This is a genomic window from Micromonospora sp. CNZ286 (assembly GCF_014207755.1).
Genome location: NZ_JACHIZ010000001.1, coordinates 4,239,197 through 4,251,693, shown reverse-complemented (window position 1 = coordinate 4,251,693; position 12,497 = coordinate 4,239,197). Strand labels below are relative to the sequence as shown.

Sequence of the window (12,497 nt, the reverse complement as noted above, 5' to 3'; positions counted from 1 at the left end):
CTCAGCCGCCGAGGATGCCCTGCAACACCTGCAGGATCACCGGGGCCAACACGGCCAAGGCGTAGCCGACCAACGCGGACTTGAAGTTGCCCTTGGCCTGCTCGACCTGGGCCGGGTCACCGCCGGCGGCCATGTACCGCAGACCGCCGATGACCAGGAACATCGTCGCGACCAACGCGATGATGCCCATGATCCAGCCGGTGATGTTCGAGATGACCTGATTGATGGAATTGACCGCCACCGGCTGTGGCGCGGCGGCGACCTCCGACAGGACGGACAGCGTCAGGTGCATGACGGCACTCCAAACCGGTTCTGTGTGCCGCCCGGCGGGGATCTCGGGAGGGAACGATGTGAGTCGGTGGGGGCGCTCCTCCCTTGCGATCTAGCGCAGGGATCGCGGTGTCAGTACGCCGCGCCAGCCATGCCAAACTCACCTCAGACCCGCCGCGCGAACGACCCCCGCCGGGCGGGCATGCCATGCAGGACATGCACCGCCCAGAACTGCGCTGTCAGACAGATCGAACCCGCCTGTCGCCTGTCACGCCCTGACACGACTGGTCAGCGAGCGGGCGAACATTCGGCCCTTGGCCTTGCTCAGGACGGCCGGCGCTGGCTCAGCGCAGCCGATCGAGGTGACAAGATGCCGTGCAGCTGTAACTCTCGGTCTTCGGAAACGGGCGAAGGGCAAGGGCATGAGTGAAGAACACGAGGAAGCGCAGCCCAATGCCACCGACGAGGTGCCAGCCGAGGCGGTCCCCTACACTTTTCTGCCTGCACACGTGAGCTTCGCGATTGGCGTCGTTGATCGCGCTTTGGCCGGGGATGCCAGGGCGTGGACCGCTGCTGCCGCCATCGCGGAAGCCACGGCTCCCGACGAACTCGGTGATGTCGCCGCGCTGCAGCGTGAGCTGTGCCGGGCGGTGACGTATTCCTTGCGCCTTGCTCGAGGTGATGAGGAGCCTGGCTGCGAGCTGAAGGTGGGCGGGAATGGACTGCTACCGGCCGTCCGGGACCTGACCGAACCGGTGATTCAGCTATGGCAGGCCGTCGCTGGCAACGCTCGCGAACCCGCGGCGATCGCCCAGTTCAATGATCTGCTCTGGTGTCGGCGGGTGCCTGGTGCGGGGCGTCATGCCGACCGGGCCGCGCGGGCCTACGTACAGCTCGCCGGCACCGGCGACATCGACATGCGCCGCCTAGAGTTCCTACTGCGTGCCTGGACTCTGACACGCCAGATCAACGGCGTGGAACTTGCGGAGCAGACTCGCGTCCTGCTCGCGCAGGTCGCCGACGACGTCATCACCGACGGCCCCGGCGAACGGCCCGGGATACTCTTACCGATTCTGGCGGCACTGGCCCGCGGACCCCTGCGGTCGAAAAAGGCGCCGCTGGCCTCAGACCCGATCGATGTCGATGACCTGCTCCGTCGCGCTGCGACTGTGTGCCAGCACGGCAGGACCGCGACCGCTGTCGCACGCTATCGCCGCACCCGTACCCAGGACCCCGCCACCCTGCGGGCCATTGCCCGCGACGAAGTCAACGCCTATTTTCGTGACGCCGACACAGCCCCGAGCCCTATGGTACGGATGGCCCGGCTCACCACGGCCGCGCAGATCGCCCGCGATCGCGGCCTCGGTGATCTCGAACGCCGAGCCGTCGCGGGAATGCAGAGCATCGACATGCCGTGGCAGACAATCGCCGCTTCCACGGAGGTACCCGCTCACCGAATCGAGCCATTCCTGGATTTGTTCACCCGCCCTGCCGACTGGCAGGAGGCCATGGACGAGTTCCTCGAGAGCAGGTGCCCGACTGGCGACATCGCCGTGCTGCGCGCGCTCGCTGCGGACACCCGCGACGACAACTTCCTGAGCCTGATTCTGCGCCCGGTTCGGTTCGCCGACGGCCTGCCCCGAGCAAGCGCTGCTACCGAGGCGGACGTCGAGAAGCAGGAGCTCGCCTTCTTCGCCGAGGTCCGCGCAGAGAACTACGGCCGGCTTGTCGCCACCGGCATGTATCGGCTCGCCGACCGCTACGGCATTCCCACTGAGGACGGCTTGGTCGACTATCTACTCACTCGCGGTGCCCGCGATCCAGCCTTGGCCCGCAGCCTTGCCAAGGCCTTCCGGCATTTTTGGCACCGCGACATCGAGTCGTGCCTGCATCTGGCCACCCCCAAGTTCGAGGCTGCTGCCCGCGCATTGCTGATCGAACTCGATGAAGGCATCTACCGCGCCGAAGCCGCAAACAGCCCTGGCGGCTATCCCGGCCTCTACAGCCTGCTTGCCAAGCTCGAAGACATCGCCCTGGACGAATCATGGGCGTACTTCTTCACGTGGTTGCTCGCCGGGCCTTGGGGGGCGAACCTGCGCAACGACATCGCCCACGGCCTGCCCACACCCCTCACCCCCGCCTATGCCGTTCTCGTCCTGCGCGCGGTGACCCTCCTCGCCGTTGTCGCCGGACCGGCGCCAATCACACAGATCCGCACCGGCGATCGGCGGGATCGCGACGAAATCACCGCGTTGCTCAGCAACCCGATCGGTAGAGCGCCGAGGGAGCGCGGCGCCTGGCTTGGCCGGGCGGCAGTCACCGCCGAACGACTGGCCTGGCGACTGCGTGTGACGCACCTACGACACACACTTCGCCGCCGACCGCGCACCCCGTAGCCGGACCACCTGCGCTCGACATATCGTCACTAAACTCGCCAACCCTGGAGCCGATAGCTAAGAACGCCCTCATCTGCCGCGCGCCGAGCGGAGCAGGCGCGGGTTGGGTCCTCGCGGTTCAATCGGTCTCTCCCCGTCCCGAGGGCTCGGTTAGCCCACAGCCATAGTCAGGGCCTGTGAGCGCGGTAGTCGGAAGGACTTGGGCCGGACAGGTCGCCCCGGCTGACAGCGGCGGCCACGAGGTGCTCGGCGCGACGCCGGCGCATCCGCAGTGCAGATGCGGTCACGCCTTGCTCGCTGGCCAAGTGCTCGATCAGGGCGTCGCCGAAACGGGTCGCGCTGATCAGTTCGGCGGTGTCGGGGGTGATCAGGCCGGCGGCTGCTGCCCGGCCGAGCAGCAGGTCAGGATGCCCGTAGGGCATTCTGGGTGACCGCGAGCCGGTAGCGAGGTCGGGTGGCAGTTCCTCACCGTCGTCGACCTTGACGACCGCGACCGCGGCGCGCCAGGCGGCCCAGCACAACCGGAGCCATAACCGCGGCGGCGCAAGGTCTGCGGTGCGGAGAGCGTCAAGGAAGCCAGCGAGGACTTCGGAGTCCACGTCGTCGGCGTGCCTCGGCCTGCCGCGGCTGATCCTTGCCGCGAGGTGCGTCAGCGCCGGGAGCGCGACGCCGATCGCGCCTACGACCCAGGCCGGCCCCCACTCGCGGGCGTGGTGGGCCAGCTGTCGCCACAGCACGTCGGTGGTGTCGCTGCTGTGATGCTCGCCGAGCAGCAACGTGCGTAGCTCGTCCAAGGGCAGTGGCCTGTCCGGCAGGCCTGGCACTGGCCGTGCGTCGAACATCAGCGGTGCGGGTTCGCAGGTCAGCAGCTCGAACGCCTTCTCGGCGGCGCTCAACGCCGTGTGGGTCGGCGTTGCATGCGTCGTTGGTGCCACGGTGAGGTCCCCTCGACCGGAGGACGTCGCCTGGTGCGACGTTCCCGAGGCCCTCGATTGGGACAGCTCAGCCTGACACCAGAGTCGGTTGTCAGGGTCGGACGGGTCGTGTCCGATCCGACCCTGTCAGGTCCACACCGGTCAGAGTGGGTCGACCTGCTGACCTGGCGCCGCTTGCCGCCGGGGTGATGGGTCCTGTCAGACCGGGGGTGGGTTCGATCGGCCTGTCAGCGTGGCCCTGGGAATCGTCAGTACGTCCGCCGGTCCGGGGGCCACGTGCCTATGACCGACAAGAATCCACGTCGCGCACCCGATCCTGTAGGGGATGTGGTGCCCGGCGACCCGCCCGTGCCGATCACCGTGTGGCCGGTCCCCGCGCCGCAGGCGGGGGAGACCATGTCCAACGCGATGGGCGTGCGGCTGGTCCACAATCTCAGCCACCCATCCGATCTGATCATCGACTTGACGGTGGGGCCGCAGTTGGCCCGCGCGATTATCGGCACGCAGCGCCGTGCCCATCTGACCCTGGCGGGTCCTGGAGAGCGGGGCCCGGAACCGGCGACGCTGATCGTCTCCGGCTGGCCGCCCCACGAGGCCGCCGCACCGGAAGAGTTCTTCACCCGCTGCCGTGCGAGTTTGCTGCCTGGTGGCTGTGTCGCGGTGCTGCTGCCGCACGACAACGTTGCCCTGCCTGTCGACGTGGTCGTCGCCGCCAAGCGGAGCGGACTGATGTATCTGCAGCACGTCGTGGCGGCTGACCGACCGCCCCGGCGTGGCCTGCGCACGCACCTCGACATCCACACCGACGTGCTGATCCTGACCCGAGGCACCACGCAGCGCGGCGACGGCCATGGGTGACTCGCTTCCGATCACCTCGGTGTGGCTGACCTGCCAGATACCCGCCCGCGACCAGCGGCGCGGCCGGTACATTCCGACGACGTCGAGCCATCCGGCCAAGATGCTGCCCCACGCGGCTGCTCATGCCATCGCCACCTACAGCCGGCCGGGGGATCTGGTGTTCGACCCGATGTGCGGGGTCGGGACCACCCTGGTCGAGGCCATGCACCTCGGCCGTCATGGACTCGGCATCGACATCGAACCCCGCTACACCGCCATCGCCGGGGCCAACATCGCTCTTGCCACGGGGCAAAACGCCCCCGGAACCGCGCGGGTGTTCACCGGCGACGCCACCGGCCTGCTCGACCTGGTACCCGCCACCATCGTCGGCCAAGTCGCGCTCGTGCTCACCTCGCCGCCCTACGGACGCGGCACTCATGGCCTGGTCCAGACGACGAGCGCCGGCGTGCGCAAGCGACACCACCACTACGGGGACCGGCAGAGCGGCAACCTCGCCTACGGTGGTTGGTCGCGTCTGCTCGATGGGTTCGCCGCGATCCTCGCCGCCAGCTACCGGCTTCTGCGCCCCGGCGGGATCGTCGTGATCACTTGCCGGCCGGTGCGCCGCCAGCGCGACGACCTGATAGATCTGCCGGGCGAGCTGCTCACCGTCGCCAGGTCGGTCGGGCTGATCCCGGTGCAGAGGTGCGCGGCGATGCTCGCCGCTGTCCGCGACGGGCAGATCGTCCACCGGGCGAACATGTTCGTGCTGCTGGCTGTGCGCCGCGCCCGCGACGACGGCATTCCCATGCACTTGATCGCACACGAGGACGTCCTCGTCCTACGGCGCCCATAGGCGCCTCCGTGGGCGCCGCGGCCGAGCTGCCAGCATCGCGGCGGTTGGGCTGTCAGGCCCTGACAGATGGCCAGGTCTGACACGTCGGGCCCTGCCTGCGGGAGCCCGAATAGCCTGAGGGCTCCTTCTTTTCTCTTCCTCTCGCGCTCGTCTGACGCGTCCGCGACGGCATCGCGCCCACCGCCCCCGGTCGGCCGCCATCGCCAGCCTCAGCACGCCGCAATCCATCAAGTCCGCTCGCGCCTTTGGCGATCGGACGCTCCAACCGTCGGTCAGGCGGCCACCACTCGGGTGGCCGCCTGCTGCTGTACGTCACCAGCCGGACGCCGACGCCGGCACCACCAGCCGGCATCAGGTCTTCGCACCCCGCCCGGCCCGCGTCCCGTCGGTAATCCCATCCGCTCGACCTGAGTCACATCGTGGAGGTCATCGTGTCGTTACCCGAGAACAAAGTGACAGTCCGCTCGCCGGCCGATCTGGCCGCTGCAGTGCCCTACCTCATCGGCTTTCATCCCAGCGACGGCAGCGCCGTCGTCATCGCCTGCAACGACCGACGGATCGTCTTCGCCGCCCGCGGTGATCTACCGACCGGCGCAGAGCACGCACATCAACTGGACGCCTTCGCCGATCAGCTCATCCCCGTCGTGCAGCGGCAACAACCGCTCACCCACGTGGTGATCATCGGCTACGGCACGCCGGACCCCATCGACCCGGCGCTGCGCGCCCTCAGCGACGCCTTCGTCGCCGCCGGACTGCCCGTCCTCGACCTGCTGCGTATCGCCGGGGATCGCCTGTTCAGCCTCATCTGCGCCAACCCCGCCTGCTGCCCGCCCCAGGGAACCCACTTCGACCCCATCGCATCAACGGTCGCCGTCCGAGCGACCATCGCGGGCGTCGTCGTCCGACCCGACCGGGCATCGGTCGCCGACCAGATCACCCCGGTCAGCGGCGCCGCACGCGGCGTCATCCAACGGGCCAGCCGCGAGGCGCGCATCCGACTGGAGGCATTGCGCGTCGCCGGCGGCACCGCGATGTATGAGGCCGGCGAGCGGGCCGTTCGCGACGCGCTACGTCGACACGACGCGGGAGCACGACTCACCAACGACGAGGTGGCGTGGCTGACCACTCTGCTGGTCGACCGGGATATCCGGGACCTCGCCGTCGGCCTCACCGAGGCGCATAGCCGGCACGTCGACTTCTGGGCCGACATCACCCGCCGCGCCGACGAGCCGCTCGTACCGGCGCCGGCCACCCTGCTCGCCGTCACCGCCTGGCGCTGCGGCGACGGTGTCCTCGCGGCCATGGCCGCCGAACACGCCCTCGGTATCGACGGCAGCTGCCAGTTCGCCGAGACGGTCCTTCAAGCCCTGTACGCCGGCGTGCCCCCAACCGTCGTCGAGGAGGCCCTTGCCGACGTCGACTCCGAACCGTCCGCCCTGCTCGACGACCCGATGGAACAGGAGTAAAGATCATGGATCCGGTGCGCGCCATCCTGCTGGCCCTCGCCGGCAGAGCCGAAGAAGCTCGGTTGCGCTGGTATGCCGAGCGTGCCGCCCTGCGCGCCCGCGGCGAAACACCCACCCACGGCAACTCGTGGCCCTACAGCGTCCAAGCCGACCACTGCCTGATCGCCGCCATTACCGCAGCCGACCTGCCCGCGAACTTCCGTCTCTACGACACCTCGCTGTCCCGAGACCCTCTCGCCGCAGCCGCGCAACTGCGCGAGGTCGCGTCCGCCTACGACCACAGCGGCCCGATCGAGGTCGAGCACGAAGCAGCTCGGCTTGCCTACAAGCAGGCCTTCGCCGAACCGCTCACCCCACAGGAACAGCACTACGTCGACCTGCTCGCCAGCCTTCCCGCCGCACGCCGCGACAAGATCATCGAAGCGGCGGAAGAACGCGCCCGACACCGTCCGGCCTGAGTCCCCGGCCCGAGGGACGCCTGCCGCCAGGGACATCAGCCTCCCCTCGCGCCTACCGCAGACCGCGCCTGACAGGCCCGAGCGCCGCCAGCCTTCCCCGAGGGGTCAAGAGCAGGGGAGTGCGGCGCCGGAAAACCAGTGCCACTGGCGGTCTCCGCGCCAGCCTTCGCAGCCAGCAGGCCATCGGAGGCAGCGACTCGGCAACGTCGCGAGATCCCCACGAAAGGAACCCATGAGCCTCTACACCCTCATGCCCAAGCCGGGCTTCGACCGGTACACGATCCAGGTCGGCTGGAGCCCACACCGCACCTACGTCGCCACCCTCGTCAACTTCACCTGGGACCCGGTAACCGAGCCCAATCGGCAACCCGACGTCATCCACCTCGGCCGGGTCGAGACCATTCTCGACCCGGCCGAAGTGCTCTCGGCCCTTGAGCCCTACGCCGAGATCCCCGCCGACCTCCCGGCCAGACTCCGCGCCGACCAGGCCAAGCACCCGGTACGCCGCTGACAGCATCTCGGGACCAGTCACCTGGTGACGGGCTGCTGTCGTACCTGAAGTGCGGTGCGACGTCCCTCTGTCCGGCGCCGCCGGCCTGCCCCTGGCCCGAACGCTCTCGCCACCAGCGCCGCGAGTCCTTGCAGCAAGAACCGAAACCGGCCCGCCACAGGCGGGCCGTCGTCGTATCAGGACCCGGGACGCGCCGCCTACCAAACGACCGCGTCCCGGGTTCTCCCGAAAGGAGGACCCCAGTGTCCCGACCACTGCTCATGATCGCCACCGCGGTCGTGGCCTACACCCTGGGCCGGCTCACCGCCTGGCCGACCATCCACCGCCTACGCCACCAACTCGCCGACACCCACCGCTCCATGCTCCACGACCCGCTCACCGGCATGCTCAACCGCGCCGGCCTCCACACCGCCCACACCGCCCTCACCGAACAAACCCCCGCCCAGCCGATCACCGTCGCCCTGATCGACCTCGACGACTTCAAAACCGTCAACGACACCCACGGCCACGACCACGGCGACCAACTCCTCATCACCATCGGCGACCGCATCACCGACCTCGCCGCCCTCCACGGCGGCGCCGCCGCACGGCTCGCCGGCGACGAATACGCCGTCCTCCTTCCAACTCACGCTGGCGACCCGGACCGCATCGCCGACGCGCTCGCGACGATCATCGCCGAGCCCATCCCCTTCGGCACCGACGAGCATTTCGTCACCGCCAGCATCGGCCTGGCCCTCGCCGAAGCCACCGATCCGCTCACCGACGTCGCGCTCCACCGGGCCGACGTCGCCATGTACCACGCCAAGCGCAACGGGCGGAACCGTCACGCCACCTACCAGCCAGGCATGACCATGCCACCCGCGCCCCACCGCCGCGGACCACGCCTACGCGACCGCCGACGCCCGATCGACGGAGCCCCAGCATGACCGCCCCGCCCGAGGAGATGGCCTGCCGCACCTGCCTGGTCCCGCTCAACACCCTCGGCACACCACCCACCCACGTTCACCCGGTCCACCTCGCCACCGACGGACACACCCCCATACCCGTCCCGGTCAGCCACCTCGCCACCGTCCGCCGGACCTGCGACTTCTGCGGCGACCCGTACCCGATCTGGACGCTGCACGGCGGCAACGTCACCGCCGTCGCCATCGGCTCCACCGCCACTCTCGTGCAGAACTTCGGCGAGACGTGGGCAGCATGCGCCACCTGCCAAACCCACATCGACGACGACCGCCCAGACCTGGTCGTCGACCGCGCCGTCCAAGCCCTCGACGTCGGCACCAACCCGGAGGTACGAGGGCGCATCGAGGAGCTGCACCTGGCGTTCCTCGACGACCGTCTCCCCGACCGCACGCTCCTCACCACGACCCCCTGGCCAGCGTCATCCATCGCAGCCAAGGATCTGCCCAAGGTGCGCGACCGGCTTACCCACTTCTACCGGAGCAACGACGACCTGCCCGCTGCGCTCGGACTCACCGGAGCACGCGGCCAGGTCGCTGACGGACTCGACCAGTCGCGCCTGTACTGGATCGACGACGACTTCACCGACCTCGCCGAACACGCTGCCACCCAACTCACCAATCTGGCCATTGGCCACGACATCGGCCCGCCGGCCAACGTACTCATCACCTGGTCGCGGCCCGTGACCCCACACCAGATCACCGCCGCCTCCTGGACCGCGGCCAACGACGGCTGGCAGCTGGTCCTCTACCGCGCCATCGGAGCAGGGCTCGACGGCAAACCCCTGCAACGGCTCCGGGAGCAAGTCGGCTGGCTCGTACCCATGACGGCCGCCCACCTCAGCGAGCAGCAGCTGATCGATGCCGACCACCCCGCGGCAACCCTGATCGCTACATGGCTGCTGATCACGCAGAAGGCCGCAGAGGTCGACGTCGCGAGGGTCGACAAAGCCATCGCCAAGGCCTACGCCCGCACCAAGCGGGACCAACCAGAGGTACGCATCGTGCGGATCCGCGGCCGCCGCAGCCCGAGCGACGCAGCCGACGCGGAACCAGGGGAGCAAGGGCGCCGTCAGAGCAGCCGGTTCTGGGTCTCCGGCCACTGGCGTAACCAAGCCCACGGCCCAGGCCGATCGCTTCGCCGCCCGGTCTACATCAACCCATTCCTGAAAGGGCCAGCCGAGTCACCGGTGAAGACCAGCACCACCGTTCGCATGCTCAGCAGCCGCAAACCGCAGGGTGAGCTGCCCACCCCACGACCAGCATGACCTGATGTCAGGTGGTGACAGGGGCCGTCCCCTGTCACCACCGATAGCAAGGACTCACCTCTGCGTACAGCAGCCTCCACGGCGAGATCGACCGACACTCACCCGGCACTGAGCCGCGAAAGCCAAGGAAGCGCGCCTCTATGACTCGGCGATGGAGACGCTTCGTCGTCCGGGTCCCGGCCGAGTAGACGACTACGTTCACACCGAAGAGGTCACTGGTTCGATCCCAGTATCGCCCACCGTAAATGTTTGCAGGTAGCGAGCCCGTCACCGGAACAACCGGTAACGGGCTTTCGCGTTGTTGCCCCTTAAATTGGGAGCAGATTGGGAGCAGCGCCAACCGGCTCGCGCTCCTAACCTCGGGAAACGCGGCACTCCTCCACGCCCAGCATCATGCTCGTCGATCCCCGTCAACGGCGTCACGGCGGCGTACCCGGTCGACCACGGGTGTCGATGTCCAACCGGTCGCTCACCGACTCCTCCGACGGCTGGCCCTGGTCGGGATGCGCGACGATGAGGCATCGCGGGCGGGTGAGTCACACCTACAGCGGTGAGCCGGCCCTCGGTTGCGGGTGGAGCTTGTTCCACGGCCGCTGGGGGGCCGCAACCTGCGAGACGTGCTGCCACGGTCGGAGTGGCAGCGACTGCGCCGCCGGGCGCTTGACCAAGCCGGCGAGCCCTTCGGGCTGCATGTGCCCGGCGGTCGGCACCCGATCTGCCACGAGCAGTGGACCTACGACGACGCCACCCGACCCAGACTCTCATCGGCATCGAGATCCACTGCCGAAACTGTAACCGCGACACGTACCTCGGCCGCGCCCGCGTCGGCGGCGCCCGCTGCTCGTCGGGCGGGCTCTGCGTCGGCTCGCCAAACTCAACGGCTGGACGCCCGTGGAGGCCCTTAACCACTACCAGGCCCGCACGCTCGCGATCACCTCCATCGACACCCCGCGCCGCGAGGCGTTCTACTGGGGCGCGATCCTCACCACATTCGCGCTCGGCACCGCCGCCGGTGACCTAGCCACCGAGGAACTCAACCTGGGCTTCCGCAACGGGGTGCTGATCTTCGGGGGCCTGATCGCGGCGACGTGGGTGGCCTACCGGCTGGGCGCCGGGCAGGTGCTGACGTTCTGGATCGCCTACGTGCTCACCCGCCCGCTCGGCGCCTCGCTCGGTGACCTGCTGACGCAGGACAAGGACTTCGGCGGTCTGGGGCTGGGCGCGAGCGTGACCAGCCTGCTGTTCTTCGGCACGATCGTGGTCCTGGTCACCCGTGAACAGGTCCTGGCCACTCGGCACGGGGTGGCAGTCAAGGGCGCGGGGCCGCTGGGCGGCTACCGGCAGGACTACCTGTGGGCCGTCGTAGCTGTCGCGATGGCCGGGTGGGGACTGCGCCCGGCTGCGGACACGACGCCCACCGCCGAGCCTGCGCCCATGACGACCGCACAGGCCGGAGCCGAGCACGGCGCCCCCGCGGCCCTCCCGCAGCAGGCTCGTCCCACCACGAAGCTGGGCAACCTGAGCAAGTTCGCGGTGATCGTCACCGACGTCAAGGAGAAGGTCGCGCAGAACGACCTGGCGGGCGGAAAAGCCCGGGTAAAGGATCTCGAGGTCGCCTGGGACGACGCCGAGGCGGGGCTGAAACCCCGTGATTCGGCCAGGTGGCACCAACTCGACGACCAGATCGATGCGGTCCTGACGGCCCTGCGTGCGTCGAGCCCGGTGCGGGGCGACTGCGCCTCCGCGGTGGACACCCTGCTGGCCACCCTGAATCAGTACGACGGCGTCAGCTGACCGGGCGGAGCCGCCCCCGGGCCATCACCTCAATGGTGAGAACTGTGGCGGCGGCTTCGACAGCGAGCAGGCCGACGAGGACGAACAGTTGGGTTATGCCCGCGGTCAGCGGGCTGGCGCCGCCGAGCAGAACGCCGACGAAGGCGCCGGGGAGGGTGACCAGACCGACGGTGCGGGTCTGGTCCAGGGCGGGGACCAGTGCCTGGCTGGCGGCGGGACGGCAGACGAGCAGCCGGGCCTCGCGGGGAAGCAGGCCCAGCGCGAGCGCCGCTTCGACCTCGCCGCGCCGGGCGTGCAGATCGTCGTTGAAGCGCCGCCCGGCGAGGCTGGTCGCGGTCATCGCGCCGCCGGTCAGGATGCCGGCGATCGGAATGATCGCGATGCCGCGCAGGGGCACCAGCCCGGCCAGGAGCAGCGCGGTGACGACGGTCAGGTTGGCGGTGGCGATCGGGACGCCCGCCCACCAGCCGTACGGGCCGCCGGTGATCCGCCGGCCGGAGGTGCTGGCGGCGACAGCGCACATGAGCAGGACGAACGCGGCGGTGGCCCACAGCGAGCCGACGATCGCGGTGATCACCAGGGACACGGCGGCCAGTTGCAGCGCGGCGCGGGCGGCGGCGACGGCGATCTGTCTGCCGTGCCCGAGCCGTCCGACGGTGGCGATGGCGGCCGCGGCGGCGGTCAGCAGCACCAGCGCGACGGCGAGTCTCGGCCCGAGTACCAGCATCGTCGAGGTCATCCGGTCGG

General features: G+C 69.3%; 12 protein-coding genes. 9 read left to right on the top strand and 3 right to left on the bottom strand.

The features are described 5' to 3' along the window. Position 1: 1 nt before the first annotated feature. Positions 2–292: a pilin gene (locus tag FHX31_RS18460; RefSeq protein ID WP_013477380.1), complete on the bottom strand. Its 291-nt coding sequence runs from the start codon at positions 290–292 to the stop codon at positions 2–4. Positions 293–692: 400 nt separating this feature from the next. Here FHX31_RS18460 and FHX31_RS18455 point away from each other — a divergent pair, with 400 nt between their 5' ends. Then, positions 693–2,666, top strand: a complete 1,974-nt coding sequence (locus tag FHX31_RS18455) for a hypothetical protein (RefSeq protein ID WP_041784359.1) — start codon at positions 693–695, stop codon at positions 2,664–2,666. Positions 2,667–2,833: 167 nt separating this feature from the next. Here FHX31_RS18455 and FHX31_RS18450 read toward each other — a convergent pair whose 3' ends face one another. After that, complete coding sequence (locus FHX31_RS18450) at positions 2,834–3,562, bottom strand: hypothetical protein (RefSeq protein WP_221488099.1); 729 nt, start codon at positions 3,560–3,562, stop codon at positions 2,834–2,836. Between the two features lie 387 nt (positions 3,563–3,949). Between FHX31_RS18450 and FHX31_RS18445 the strand changes: the two genes are divergently transcribed. From FHX31_RS18445 to FHX31_RS18410, 8 genes are all read left to right on the top strand, one after another. Continuing rightward, positions 3,950–4,459, top strand: a complete 510-nt coding sequence (locus FHX31_RS18445; protein WP_486481693.1) for a hypothetical protein — start codon at positions 3,950–3,952, stop codon at positions 4,457–4,459. Beyond that, complete coding sequence (locus FHX31_RS18440; protein WP_184976888.1) at positions 4,452–5,294, top strand: TRM11 family SAM-dependent methyltransferase; 843 nt, start codon at positions 4,452–4,454, stop codon at positions 5,292–5,294. Before FHX31_RS18445 ends, FHX31_RS18440 begins: the two co-directional genes overlap by 8 nt. Before the next feature lie 419 nt (positions 5,295–5,713). Continuing rightward, on the top strand, positions 5,714–6,760 hold the full coding sequence (locus FHX31_RS18435; RefSeq protein ID WP_402882280.1) for a DUF4192 domain-containing protein: 1,047 nt from the start codon (positions 5,714–5,716) through the stop codon (positions 6,758–6,760). A 5-nt stretch (positions 6,761–6,765) separates the two neighbouring features. Further along, positions 6,766–7,218 carry a hypothetical protein gene (locus FHX31_RS18430; RefSeq protein WP_184976887.1) on the top strand — a complete coding sequence of 151 codons (453 nt, stop codon included), beginning with the start codon at positions 6,766–6,768 and terminating at the stop codon, positions 7,216–7,218. A gap of 232 nt (positions 7,219–7,450) precedes the next feature. Beyond that, positions 7,451–7,729, top strand: coding sequence for a hypothetical protein (locus FHX31_RS18425; RefSeq protein ID WP_184976886.1), 279 nt, complete (start codon positions 7,451–7,453; stop codon positions 7,727–7,729). Positions 7,730–7,971: 242 nt separating this feature from the next. Beyond that, positions 7,972–8,655 carry a GGDEF domain-containing protein gene (locus tag FHX31_RS18420; RefSeq protein ID WP_184976885.1) on the top strand — a complete coding sequence of 228 codons (684 nt, stop codon included), beginning with the start codon at positions 7,972–7,974 and terminating at the stop codon, positions 8,653–8,655. Beyond that, positions 8,652–9,956 carry an AcrVA2 family anti-CRISPR protein gene (locus FHX31_RS18415; RefSeq protein ID WP_184976884.1) on the top strand — a complete coding sequence of 435 codons (1,305 nt, stop codon included), beginning with the start codon at positions 8,652–8,654 and terminating at the stop codon, positions 9,954–9,956. The genes FHX31_RS18420 and FHX31_RS18415 overlap by 4 nt, the downstream gene beginning before the upstream one ends. Positions 9,957–10,847: 891 nt before the next feature. Beyond that, positions 10,848–11,750, top strand: a complete 903-nt coding sequence (locus tag FHX31_RS18410; protein ID WP_402882285.1) for a COG4705 family protein — start codon at positions 10,848–10,850, stop codon at positions 11,748–11,750. Here the strand turns inward: FHX31_RS18410 and FHX31_RS18405 are convergent. Continuing rightward, positions 11,743–12,489, bottom strand: a complete 747-nt coding sequence (locus FHX31_RS18405) for an ABC transporter permease (protein WP_184976883.1) — start codon at positions 12,487–12,489, stop codon at positions 11,743–11,745. The two genes, FHX31_RS18410 and FHX31_RS18405, sit on opposite strands and share 8 nt — an antisense overlap. Between the last annotated feature and the right edge of the window lie 8 nt (positions 12,490–12,497).

What these genes read in the sequence shown, in the direction of transcription:
- FHX31_RS18460 (WP_013477380.1), bottom strand. Translation starts at nt 292, where the DNA reads ATGCACCTGACGCTGTCCGTCCTGTCGGAGGTCGCCGCCGCGCCACAG.
- FHX31_RS18455 (WP_041784359.1), top strand. Translation starts at nt 693, where the DNA reads ATGAGTGAAGAACACGAGGAAGCGCAGCCCAATGCCACCGACGAGGTG.
- FHX31_RS18440 (WP_184976888.1), top strand. Translation starts at nt 4,452, where the DNA reads ATGGGTGACTCGCTTCCGATCACCTCGGTGTGGCTGACCTGCCAGATA.
- FHX31_RS18430 (WP_184976887.1), top strand. Translation starts at nt 6,766, where the DNA reads ATGGATCCGGTGCGCGCCATCCTGCTGGCCCTCGCCGGCAGAGCCGAA.
- FHX31_RS18425 (WP_184976886.1), top strand. Translation starts at nt 7,451, where the DNA reads ATGAGCCTCTACACCCTCATGCCCAAGCCGGGCTTCGACCGGTACACG.
- FHX31_RS18415 (WP_184976884.1), top strand. Translation starts at nt 8,652, where the DNA reads ATGACCGCCCCGCCCGAGGAGATGGCCTGCCGCACCTGCCTGGTCCCG.
- FHX31_RS18405 (WP_184976883.1), bottom strand. Translation starts at nt 12,489, where the DNA reads ATGACCTCGACGATGCTGGTACTCGGGCCGAGACTCGCCGTCGCGCTG.